The sequence below is a fragment of the Aquimonas sp. genome (assembly GCF_044377145.1).
Taxonomy (GTDB): domain Bacteria; phylum Pseudomonadota; class Gammaproteobacteria; order Xanthomonadales; family Xanthomonadaceae; genus Aquimonas.
In genome coordinates this window covers 1-11,225 of the sequence record NZ_JBILJQ010000106.1, presented here as the reverse complement: position 1 = coordinate 11,225, position 11,225 = coordinate 1, and the positions used below count along the sequence as shown (strand labels likewise).

Genomic DNA, 11,225 nt, shown 5'->3' with positions numbered 1-11,225 from the left:
GCGAGCGCACATGCGACCGCCACCGCCGCACCTCCAAACATGCCATCGACCGGTCCTCCGTTGGGGAAACCGGAGACGGTCGGGAGAATCAGATCAGGAAGGAAGGTGAGGTGGGCGGACGCTTACGATGTAGCGGCACAGGCGTTCGAGCTTGTGGCTCTCATGTGCTTCGGCGGTCACGCCGGCATGCAGCGAGAATCCGCCGACCTGGCCGGCGCGCGGTTGGCCCAGCTGACGCCGTACTCCCAGGGCATCGGGGTGCGATGGCCCTTCGGGCAGTGGCAGGGCGCCATGGGGCTCCATTCGGCCCCGCGCATGAGGCCATTGCCGCGGCGTTGCCGATAGAACAACCACCACGCTCGGTGCGATCGCCACGCCACCATCGTCGCGCGTGGCGCCGAGGTCGCGGCTCACGTACTTCTCGCCGACCATGCAATGCAGAGAGTCGGCATCGGACCAGTGCAGCTGCGCGCCGACGCGGGTGGTCAGCGTCGTCAACGGCACGGCATGCGCCTGCGGTGGCCGGATGGGCCTGCGTTCGCGCGCCTCGCCGGCCTCCTTCAGCAGCCGCTGCAGGGTGCGGGGAGTCTGGAGGGTAGCCGGCGGTCGTGTAAGCAGGACTTGCTGCCGCGCTGGGCGGTACGCCTTCGCAAGTCGAAAGCGCCGCCGAGATCGGCATGGAACACGCTTGGGCCTCGCCTGCGACCCGTTTGACGGCCTGGCGCAAATCCTCTGCATTGAACGCAATGCCATGCGCTGGGCGTTGCAAGCCATCAACGCCCAGCGCATGGCCGCGCGCGGCGACGGCAACCACAAGGTCTCGCTCGACAAGGTCATCAAGACCACGTGTGACACCGGCCGCGATATGCAGAACAAATACAATGGAACCCGCCGCGGTGGGCTGGCCGCGAATGTGATCGAGTGCTGAGCCACACCCGCGCCGGCAAAAAAACCATGTGTACCGAAAAAGTCACCCAAGCACCCTATCGTCTGGCACCCACCCCTAGGAGCGTTTCCATGAACCACCCCGCCCCTCTTCGCCGCGTCTTGGGCCTTGCCGTTGTCGCGGCACTGTTCACGCTGACGGCCTGCTCCACACCCGAAGCGCAGGTGGCGACCAGCCCCGACAGCGTTCCGCCGGCGCCCAGCGCGCCGCGCAGCGCCATCTTTTTGCACCCGGATGGCATGGGCGCCAACACCTGGATGGCCACGCGCTTGATGGCCGTGGGCCCGGATGGTCGTTTGGCCTGGGATCAGCTGCCGAACGTGGCGATTTACGTGGGCCCCACCGTGGACAGCGTGAATCAAAGCTCGAACGCCGGCGCCACCACGCATGCCTATGGCGTGCGCGCCGAGCTAGAGAGCTACGGCCTGGTGGGCGGCAAAGTGCCGGTGGCGGCCTCGGGCCAAGCGCAGAGCCTGATGGTGGAAGCCAAGGCTGCCGGCAAGAAGGTGGCCATTCTCAACTCGTCGTCGCTGACTGAGCCCGGCACCGGCGCGTTTTTGGCTTCGGTGGTCAATCGTGATGACGAAGGCGAGATCGCCGCGCAGATTCTGGCCGCCGGGCCCGACATCGCCTTGGGCGGCGGTGAAATGTTCTTCCTGCCGAAAGGGGTGAAGGGCGTGCACGGCGAAGGTGCACGCGAAGACAGCCGCAATTTGATTGAAGAAGCCAAAGCGGCGGGCTACACCGTGGTGTTCACCGCCGAGGAGTTGGCCGCACTGCCGCCCACCGCCACCAAGGTGTTGGGTCTGTTCGCGCACGAGGGCACGTTCAACGAGATGGACGAGGCCGGTCTGGCCGCAGCCGGACTCACCGCATTCCAAGTGCAGGCGCCGCGCTTCGACACCATGCTGGCCTTCATTCTGTCGCGCTTCAAGGACGCACCGAACGGCTACTTTGTCGTAGGCAATGAAGAAGCCACCGACAACCTGAGTGGCGAGAACAACGCGCCGGCCACCCTCGAAGCTGCAGCCGGTGCCGATCGCGCGATTGCGCTGGCCTTGGCCGAAGCCAAGACGAATCCGAGTCTGACGGTTGTAGTGGCCTCCGACTCCGACAACGGCGGCATGAATGCCACCAGCGATGATTTGAACGATCCCGAAGACCTGCCGCGCCCGCTGCCGGCGCGCACGGCCAGCGGCTCGCTGCTCGACAGCAGCAACGGCGAGCCCTTCCTGACGCCGGCGGACGCGAACGGCGTGCGCATTCCGTTCTACATCACTTGGGCCAGCGATTCAGACAGCGCCGGCGGCACCGTGGCGCGCGCCATCGGCCCGGGTGCCGCGCCCATCCAAGGCACGATCGACGCGACGCAGGTGTACAAGGCCTTGTACTTGGGGCTGTTCGACAAAGACCTGAACGCCAAGCCCTGAGCCACGTTCCCCGCAGCAGAAAGAGCCGCAGCGATGCGGCTCTCTTTGTCCGCAGAATTGCAAAAAGAATGGCGGCCCGAAGGCCGCCTTTCAAAAACTCGGGACCAGCGGGCGCGATTGAGGCCGCCTTCGCCTTCGCCCATCAGAGCTGATAACGCACGATCAACTGCACCGCGCGACCGCCGGTCTCGATCTCGTACTCGTCGTAGTTGCGCTTGCTCGGGTCGGCAATCGTGGTGAGCTTGTCGAATATCTTGTGCTTCGGGGTTCGACTTCGAGGGAACGTATACGAGGGTGATGGCCCATCGGTTGATCGAGTACGACTTCAGCGGTCGAGACACGGTCGTCGAGTTCATCGATAGGGTGGATGGCGTCGTTGTATCGGTCGCCTTCGATGGCGAGCCGGTGCATTCCGAGGAAGAAGAATGTCAGGGATGGCAGGCGATCCTGGACAGTTCCGCCCGGCACGTGGAACGGAAAGCACGGGTCCAGCTAGGCTTCGCGTGTAGCGGGTGCCGTGGGTGCCTTGGTGATGGGTGTCGTGGTGTCGATAGAGAGGAATCACATGAACGGTCTGCTTGCACTGGGCCTTGCCTTGGCCACCTCACCATCCGGGGCGACCGTGCCGCTCGGCTCGTTCGAGCAGCCGGCGTCACGGCGATGAGCTCTTCGCGCGATCTCGAATCCGTCTGGGCGTTCCGCGAGGAGGTGCTTTATCCGCAACTCTTCGGCGTGGAGTCCCGTGGCATTTTCGTCCTCGATCAAGGCGATTTCGCCGCGCTGGGGCGCGCGGATTGCGATCCTCGATGGCTGCATCTCGGCATCCTCGAGTACGCACCGACGGCGGCAAGGCCGACGTGGCTCTACGTGACCTCCGGTGGCTCGACGCCTTGGGAGCAGGAACCGGGCGAGTACAAGGCCGATGAGTACTCCTGGCTGGGGGTCGAGTTCATGCTGGAGACGGTCGAGCCGTCGGACTGGGCCATCGCCCTGCTGAAGCGGCTCATGGCCTACCACGTCCTGACGATGCACGGGCAGTTCGGCGATCGTCCCGGGATCGGCTACGGATCGCGCATTCCGATCCGTGCGCCCTTGGACCGCGATCGTTCGGTGTTGGACGGTGTTATTGCCGTCCGCCCCCAGTGCGTGTCAGCCACCCAGCATCTGCCTTCCGGAAAGTTCGATCTGGTTGAATTGGTCGGCGTGTCGAGCGAGGAGCTCGACTTCGGGAAGGCGAACGGGACGGAGGCGCTCGTCGAGCGCCTGCAGGTGGCCGGCATTTCCAATGTCACGGATGTCCATCGCGGATCGGTCTGCCGCGCCATGCCGTCCTGACCCGAAATGCGTGCCTGGCCTTCCTCCCTGCCATGACGAACGCGCTCCCCTCGAATCACGGCCCCACAGGCGTCGCCCTTTTCAGGGGCGACGGTGCATGGTCGTGAGCGCGCGCATCGTAGTTGCCGTGTGTCTTGTCGCAGCGAGTGTCGTCGCCTATCAGTGGCATGCATCGAGGGAAGTGGCGCGCTTCATCGCTGCGAAGAAGGCGGAGTATTCCGGATACCGGCTCACGCACATCGAGCCCGAGCGGCGGCTGTTTCTCCACCGACCCGACGGCAGTCGGGATGGGGTGGACATGGGCCAGCTTCGACGGGTGCATCTCTACCGCCTTGATGGCGGGCACACCGTGGACGGCCAGGTGGCCTACTTCTGGCGCATCGACGGACCGCCCATGCACCTTCTCATTCCCTACTTCGCGGTCGAACCGCGGGACGTGCTTGAGATCGTGAGAAGGACCCATCCCGAGGTCGATCTCGACGATGCCTTGCGATATACCCGCGATTTCGAGCGTGGTGCCTTCCACTTCTGCACGCTGTGGGCGCCGCCGGGCGTCGCGGAGCTTGAGCCGGAGCGCGGCTACCGGGTTTGCGAGCGGCCCTGACGCGCGGGCCGACGGCTCGGCCCACACGGTGGATCCCATATGCCCGCTGTGTTCGATGCCGAACGGAATCAGGGATACATGATGTCGGATCGAAGCCCGGAACACGGGAGGAGCGTCTCAGCCTTGTTGACACGGGCAGCGAAATGGTTGCGACCCCGAATCCCACGCATGCTCCATGCGCGCGGCCCACGCAACAGGGCGCGCCCAGCATTGAGCGATGCGCGCAGAGTCCTTCAGAAAAGTAACTTTGCGTTAATGCGATCAGCATTGACTTTCCAACATGTACTCGTAGGATGCTCTACGGGTTCCCACAGAGAGCATTCGAGCGCTCGTCAGTCGATTGATCAGGCAGGCCCGAGCGAGGTTGCCGGGAAGGTCCTTTGAAGATCTGCGCCAGCCGTGCAACTGCCGAGTGCTCTGCGCGTTCAAGGTGGCAACCCGCATCCTGCACCTTCGATGACCGTACCGACCGGGGTGGCATTCGGCACTGATGTGCGCGTGCCCGGCAGATGCGGACGCCCGCATGCGCAGGATCCTCGCTCACTGGTTCTCATTGACCTCAACCGGGACAAACGAATGAAAAACGTGCTTGTTTTCCTTGCACTTTCAGCCGCCACGCTGGCAACGGCCAGCCCTGTGATCGCGTCCGACGGCATGGCCGAGCGCGATCGCCTCCTGCCGGGCTTGCGCGTGACCGCGCGCTTCGCACCGAACACGATCCTTGAGGGGCAGTCGACCACCTTCAGCTGGAGAGCCCCCGGCGCCTCGTTCTGCGAAATCACCGGCGTCCCAGGCATCGATTTCGGCGGCGCCAGCGGCTCGCTGGTGCTCAGCCCGACCACCAGCCTGCAAGCCAATGTGTTCTGCGAAGGTGTGGAGGACGGTGCGGTTGGTTTCGGCTCGGCAAGCCTGACCGTGCAGCCGGGGAATACGCCGCCGTTGGTCAATGCCAGCTTCTCGCCAGCGTCGATCTATACCGGCCAGAGTTCGACCTTCAGCTGGAGCTCGCAATACGCGACCAGCTGCAGCAGCAGCGGCGCGGTCTCCGTGGCCACGACAGCAGGCAGCTCGGTGCTGACTCCGTCCTACAACCAGTCGGTTACCGTTACCTGCGTCGGACCAGGCGGGCAGACGTCGGCAAGCGCCAATCTGACCGTATCGCCACCACCGCCGCCAGCGCCGGTGGTCTTCGGCTCGGCGAGTCCCAGCTGGCTTAATGCCCCAGGCTGGGTCTGGATCAATTGGAACTCGTTCAACGCGACCTCATGCAGCGTAGGCGGTCCCAATGGCGCCTACATGAGGTACTTCTCGTGGACGTCGGTTGAGTGGATTCACTGCTTCGGTCCCGGCGGCACCGGCAGCACCGCTATCTGGGTTCATGTCTCGACGTTCGGTGTCAACGGCGCGGCCGAAGCAAAGACAACGGCGACAACTGCACCCGATCTGCGCGGCCTTGGTCTCGACCTGACCGCTGCCACGGTCAGCCACAGCCGTGGTGATTTCAACGCCGACGGCCAGGATGACTTGCTCGTCGTGGACTCCGCTGCCCGCGAAGCCCATCTGCTGTTCGGCCAAGCTGGTCGCTTCCCAGCCATCAACAAGACCGTCAGCGATGTGAACCGCCTGCAGGATGTCATCGGTGTACAGGTTCCGGCCGATGGCAAGACGCAGAACATCGTGATCCAGATCGCGCGCTAAGCGCGGAACTGTCGCACTGGCGGCGCGGGCCTGCTCGCGCCGCCAGTCCTCGGTGGGTGTAAGTCTCTCCCGGCAAAGCCGGGGACTTCAGCTATGTGAGCTTCTCAAAGCGACTTCTGAAGGTCGATTACTCGCCCCTATGGATGGGTCGATGCTCTCAACTTGAGCCATTCCAAGGCACAGGGCAGAAAATCCGGGGCCACCATTGCGCCGCCCGTGTCAACAGGGCCGACAAAACTCCTCCCGTGTTCCGGGCTTTTCACTTTTCTTGCTGACCCGCTCTTGGCTTGACCGTCCCCGCCTGTGTTTCGGTTTGGCTGCGGCTTTTGGCCGCACCAGTCGCGAAACATGCTTGGCGGCGTTCTGGTTCAAGCAGTCTCCCGCCCTCGGCATCGCCACCCCAGACACTCATCGAGCGAGCGCAGGGGTATGTATGTTCCAGCAGCAGGGCCGGCGCGGTCGCCAGCAGCTTGGGCAATTCGGCGTCGGCATCGAGCACGCCGAACTCGGCGCGTTGGCGGTCAAGATAAAGCAGGGTTTCGCCTTCCAGCACCAACGCATTCGGCCGTTCGATCACCCGGTAGAACAGTCGCTGGCTACCGTATTCAAGGTCGAGCCAGTCGAGCTCCAAGCCACGCGGCTCGTCCAACTTCAGGCGCTGGCCAGAGGCGCGTTCAAGCAACATCGGGGTATAGGAAGTTCAAACGCCCTTTGCGAGGAGTCTGGCGGGTAGCCGGCGGTCGTGTAGACGTCGTGTTGGGCACGGATCGCGCGTCCGCGCGCGGGGTTGCGGCTTCGCGGGGCCCCTCATCGGCGTAGAGCGTGGTCACTTCTCACCGATTCCCGGCAGCGGGTCGAGCGCGGCCCTGCGGGGTCATGGCCGCATGAAATCGGGTGCCCGCGCTTCGCCCTCGGTCCTTCGACTGTGCTCAGGACAGGCGTCGAGACCGGCGGACGCACGCAGCCGCAGCGGGCGGTGCCGACGGCGCGATGCGTTACGCGTCCCTCCAGTGCGCTGAGGCACAGCACGGAACGCTCCTGTGCATGAACGGCTGCACAGGGTTGCGCGCGGCCTCAGCGCCGACCATCGGCATGTGTCTCACGCATGGGCAAGCCATCGGCGCAGCGTAGGAAATCGCCTGCCCGTTGCCGTTGTGCGATGCCCCCGTCTTCCAGCGGCAAGCCCGGTTGTTGCACCGGGGCCGGCGCCAGCCCGATCGGATTGGGCCAAGCCACACTCCGCCGGACGCATCGAATGCGCCCTTGACCGACGGCTTCGAGAAAAGTCGATGGAAACGGCAGCACGCCGGACAAAAATCCGGCCGGTCGCAACGGCTCACACCGCGCACGCGATTCGCAGCGGCTATGCCGCCGGCTTAACCCGCCAGTGAGGAGTCAGCGGCCGCTGTAATGGGCGCGCCGATCAGATCCCAGCGATTGCCGTACAGATCCTCGAACACCACCACCCGCCCGTAGGCCTCGCTGCGCGGGGTTTCGGTGAACCGCGCACCGGCCGCCGCCAGCCGCGCGTAATCGGCATCGAAATCGGCACTGCGCAGGAACAGCCAGACCCGCCCGCCGCCCTGCCGACCGATATGCGCCGCCTGCGCCTCATCGGCCGCCCGCGCCAGCAATACCTGCACACCTTCCGGCTGGCCGATCACCACCCAGCGCTTGCCCGGCGCGCGCGGCGTGTCCTCGATCAAAACCCAGCCCAAGGCCCGCGTGTACCAGGCGATCGCCTCGTCGTAATCGCGCACCAGCAGGGCGAACTGGAACAGCTGTGGGGGTGTGGTCATGGGTCAGGCTCGTGGGTGGGGGTGACGAGTCTGCCGCACACCTCAGCCACGCCCCACCGCGCCCATCTCAATCCGCGAGACGAAAGCGCGTTGTGCTCATCCACCAAGCCTTGCCCAGCCCATCCAAGCCGCCGGCTGCGAATCCCCAATCCCGAATCCCCAATCCCGGCTCTCTTCACACCTCCCCGCTTGCCCCCACCCCAACTACCACATAAATTTGTGCCCATGCCGATCACCGACCGCCAGCAAGCCATCCTCGATTTTCTGAGCGCCCGCATCGCCCAGGACGGCGTGCCGCCTAGCCTGGCCGAGATCGCGCAAGCGTTTGGCTTCAGCCAGGCGCGCTCGGCGCAGGATCATCTGCGTGCGCTGGAGGCCAAGGGCCTGATCGAGTTGAAGCCCGGCAAGGCGCGCGGCATCCGCCTGCTTGGGGTCAGCGCCGAGGCCGGGCTGCCGCTGGTCGGGCGGGTCGCAGCCGGGCGGCCGATCCTGTCCGACGCGCATATCGAACGCCATGTCGCCATCGACCCGGCGCTGTTCCGACCGCGCGCGCACTTCCTGCTGCGGGTGCAGGGCGATTCGATGATCGATGCCGCCATCCTCGATGGCGACCTGATCGCGGTGCACCGCACGCCCGAGGCGCTCAACGGCCAGATCGTGGTGGCGCGGATCGAGGACGAGATCACCGTCAAGCGCTTCCGCTGCCGTGGTGAGCGCATCCAGCTGCTGGCTGAAAACCCGGCCTATGCGCCGATCGAGATCGATTCTGCGAGCGGCGACAGCTTCGCCATCGAAGGCCTGTTCGTCGGCGTGCTGCGTCTGCCCGGCGCACCCACGCCACGCGGAGGTCGCCGATGAGCGCGGAGATCGCCCCCACCACCGCGCAGGATTCCACGGTCAGCCAGGACAGCGCGGGCAACCTCGCCCGTCTGCTGACCGACCCCCGCCTGTGGCGCGCCGGCAGCACGCGCAGCCAGCGTGCCGCCGAGCCCAGTGGGCTGGCCGAACTCGATGCCTTTCTGCCCACCGGCGGCTGGCCGCGCGCGGCGATGAGCGAGATCCTGTTCGCCGCCGACGGCCAAGGCGAACTCGGCCTGGTGCTGCCGCTGCTGGCACGCCTGAGCGAAGGCCGCGGCCGCATCGTGCTGGTGGCACCGCCGTATCGGCCGTATGCGCCGGCCTTGGTCCAGTGTGGGATCGAGCTCGACGCCATCGTCATCGTCGAGGCCACGCCGAAGCAGGCGCTGTGGGCCGCCGAACAATGCCTGCGCGCCGGCTGCTGTGCGGCTGTGCTGTGCTGGCCGGATGCAGGCCGCGGCGTCGACGAACGCGGCCTGCGCCGGCTGCAGCTGGCGGCCGAGGCCGGCCACAGCCTGGGCATCGCCCTGCGCCCGCTGCGCGCCGCCAGCCAGACCTCGCCAGCCGCGCTGCGGCTGACCCTGGACGCCGAAGGCGAGCTGCGCGTGCTCAAGGCGCGCGGGGCCAACCCACCGGCGCGCGGCCTGCACTGGCGGCAGCGTGCATGTGGCGCATTGGCCGGCCGAGTACAGACGACGCCGAAGGTACAGGCGCTGCGTCCACGCACAGCCGACCCGTTGCTCTCGCCCTCGTCACCCTCGCATTGATGCGGTCGCGCGATGTCAGCCACCCCGCCACCTTCAGCCCTGTGGGCCGCCGTGCATCTGCCGCAGCTGGCGCTGGATGCCGTGCTACGCCAGCACCCCGAGCCTGAGGCACCGCTGGCCCTGTTGACCGGCCCGGCCCAGCGCCGGGTGCTGCTGGATGCCAACCCCGCCGCGCGCCGGCTCGGCCTGCAGCGCGGGCAGAGCCTGGCGGCCGCGCAGGCTCTGTGTGCCGATCTGCGCACACACGAACACCGCCCTGTCGACAGCGAACGCCTGCGCGAACTGCTGGCGGCTTGGGCCTATCGCTACAGCTCGATGGTCTGCCTGCCGCAGACCGACAGCATCGTGCTGGAGATCGGCCGCAGCTTCGGCCTGTTCGGCCAGTGGCCGGCCTTCGAACGCCGGCTGCGCGCCGACCTGGGTGCGCTTGGGGTCAGCCACCGCATCGCCGCCGCACCCACGGTCGCCGGTGCCTGCGTGCTGGCGACCCACCGCGACGGCCTGGCGGTGGATCGGCTGGACCCGCTGCGGCACGCACTGGACCCGCTGCCGGTCGACGCACTGGCGCTGAGCCCGCGCGCCGCCGACAGTCTGCACGGCATGGGCCTGCGCAGCCTGCGTCAGCTGTTCGCACTGCCACGCGCAGGGTTGGCGCGGCGGTTCGGGCCGGAGCTGCTGGACCAGCTCGATCGTCTGCTCGGGCACAGCGCCGACCCGCAGGACCTGTATCGCCCACCGGAGCGCTTCGAGGCGCGCGTCGAGTTCAGTTATGAAGTCGAACACATCGCCCCGCTGCTGTTTCCATTGCGCCGGCTGTGCAGCGACCTCGCCGAATTCCTGACCGCCCGCGACGGTGGCGTACAGCGCTTCGAGCTGGCGCTGGAGCACGAGGGCCAGGCCGCCAGCAGTGTCGAAGTCGGCCTGCTGGCGCCCGAGCGTGAAGCACAGCGCCTGTTCGAACTTGCACGTGGCCGGCTGGAACGTCTGCCGCTGCCAAAGGCCGCCATCGCGCTGCACCTGCTGGCGACCGAACTGCCACCGTTTGTTCCAGCCCGCAGCGATCTGTTCGAAACCGGCCCCGGCCAGACCGAACCCTGGAACGGCCTGCGCGAACGCCTGCGCGCCCGTCTCGGCGAAGACGCCCTGAGCCAACTGGTACTGACCGGTGACCCACGCCCCGAACGCGCCCAGCAGAATGTCAGCGAGCGCAGATCACGCGACCCCGCCCAGCGTCCGCTGCCACGCCCCACCTGGCTGCTGCCCGAACCGCGCGCCCTGCGCGAAGCCGTCGCCATGGTGATCGCCGGCCCCGAGCGCATCGAAGCCGGCTGGTGGGACGACGCCGACCAGCGCCGCGACTACTACCTGATCGAAACCACCAGCGGCCAACGCGCCTGGGCGTTCCGGCCGGCGGGGGATCCGGCCAGCGTGCAGGGATGGATGCTGCAGGGGTGGTTTGCTTGAGGGCTGGGAATCGGGAATCGGGAGTGGGGAGTGGGGAATGGTTGGAGCCGGTGGGATGGGGAGTGCGGTTATCGGCGAGCGGTGCGTGGGTGATGGGCGAACAGCGGGCGGCTGAGTTGGAGGTTCAGGCCTGGCCGAACCCTCTCCCCAACCCCTCCCCCAGTGGGGGAGGGGCTCAAGAGCCGCAAGCACCGCTGCTCCTCGCTCCGTCTCCTCGCTCCGTCTCCTCGCTCCGTCTCCTCGCTCCGTCTCCTCGCTCCGTCTCCTCGCTCCGTCTCCTCGCTCCGTCTCCTCGCTCCGTCTCCTCGCTCCGTCTCCTCGCTC

The 11,225-nt window shown here is 66.7% G+C and carries 10 protein-coding genes and 1 pseudogene; 8 read left to right on the top strand and 3 right to left on the bottom strand.

Translation table 11 applies throughout. The features are described from left to right. Positions 1-93 precede the first annotated feature (93 nt). Entirely contained in the window at positions 94-504 is a 411-nt protein-coding gene (locus ACIQ7H_RS20500; protein ID WP_395795052.1) for a hypothetical protein, read from the bottom strand. Between the two features lie 110 nt (positions 505-614). Between ACIQ7H_RS20500 and ACIQ7H_RS20495 the strand changes: the two are divergent. From ACIQ7H_RS20495 to ACIQ7H_RS20475, 5 genes and pseudogenes are all read left to right on the top strand, one after another. Then, positions 615-928: pseudogene (locus ACIQ7H_RS20495) on the top strand (L-serine ammonia-lyase, iron-sulfur-dependent, subunit alpha); the annotation flags it as partial. A gap of 89 nt (positions 929-1,017) precedes the next feature. Continuing rightward, positions 1,018-2,376 carry an alkaline phosphatase gene (locus ACIQ7H_RS20490; protein WP_395795050.1) on the top strand — a complete coding sequence of 453 codons (1,359 nt, stop codon included), beginning with the start codon at positions 1,018-1,020 and terminating at the stop codon, positions 2,374-2,376. A gap of 660 nt (positions 2,377-3,036) precedes the next feature. Then, positions 3,037-3,711 (top strand): suppressor of fused domain protein, encoded by a 675-nt coding sequence (locus ACIQ7H_RS20485; RefSeq protein ID WP_395795049.1) that lies wholly within the window; start codon positions 3,037-3,039, stop codon positions 3,709-3,711. Between the two features lie 103 nt (positions 3,712-3,814). After that, complete coding sequence (locus tag ACIQ7H_RS20480; RefSeq protein WP_395795047.1) at positions 3,815-4,315, top strand: hypothetical protein; 501 nt, start codon at positions 3,815-3,817, stop codon at positions 4,313-4,315. A gap of 456 nt (positions 4,316-4,771) precedes the next feature. After that, complete coding sequence (locus ACIQ7H_RS20475; RefSeq protein ID WP_395795045.1) at positions 4,772-6,013, top strand: hypothetical protein; 1,242 nt, start codon at positions 4,772-4,774, stop codon at positions 6,011-6,013. Between the two features lie 259 nt (positions 6,014-6,272). Here ACIQ7H_RS20475 and ACIQ7H_RS20470 read toward each other — a convergent pair whose 3' ends face one another. Beyond that, on the bottom strand, positions 6,273-6,644 hold the full coding sequence (locus ACIQ7H_RS20470; RefSeq protein ID WP_395795043.1) for a hypothetical protein: 372 nt from the start codon (positions 6,642-6,644) through the stop codon (positions 6,273-6,275). 745 nt (positions 6,645-7,389) lie between these two features. After that, complete coding sequence (locus ACIQ7H_RS20465; RefSeq protein WP_395795041.1) at positions 7,390-7,812, bottom strand: VOC family protein; 423 nt, start codon at positions 7,810-7,812, stop codon at positions 7,390-7,392. A gap of 225 nt (positions 7,813-8,037) precedes the next feature. Here ACIQ7H_RS20465 and lexA point away from each other — a divergent pair, with 225 nt between their 5' ends. From lexA to ACIQ7H_RS20450, 3 genes are read left to right on the top strand one after another with little or no spacing between them, the layout of a single operon-like run. After that, positions 8,038-8,670 carry a transcriptional repressor LexA gene (lexA, locus tag ACIQ7H_RS20460; RefSeq protein WP_395795039.1) on the top strand — a complete coding sequence of 211 codons (633 nt, stop codon included), beginning with the start codon at positions 8,038-8,040 and terminating at the stop codon, positions 8,668-8,670. Beyond that, positions 8,667-9,437, top strand: coding sequence for a translesion DNA synthesis-associated protein ImuA (imuA, locus tag ACIQ7H_RS20455; RefSeq protein WP_395795037.1), 771 nt, complete (start codon positions 8,667-8,669; stop codon positions 9,435-9,437). Before lexA ends, imuA begins: the two co-directional genes overlap by 4 nt. A gap of 12 nt (positions 9,438-9,449) precedes the next feature. After that, positions 9,450-10,901, top strand: a complete 1,452-nt coding sequence (locus tag ACIQ7H_RS20450) for a Y-family DNA polymerase (protein WP_395795035.1) — start codon at positions 9,450-9,452, stop codon at positions 10,899-10,901. Positions 10,902-11,225 lie beyond the last annotated feature (324 nt).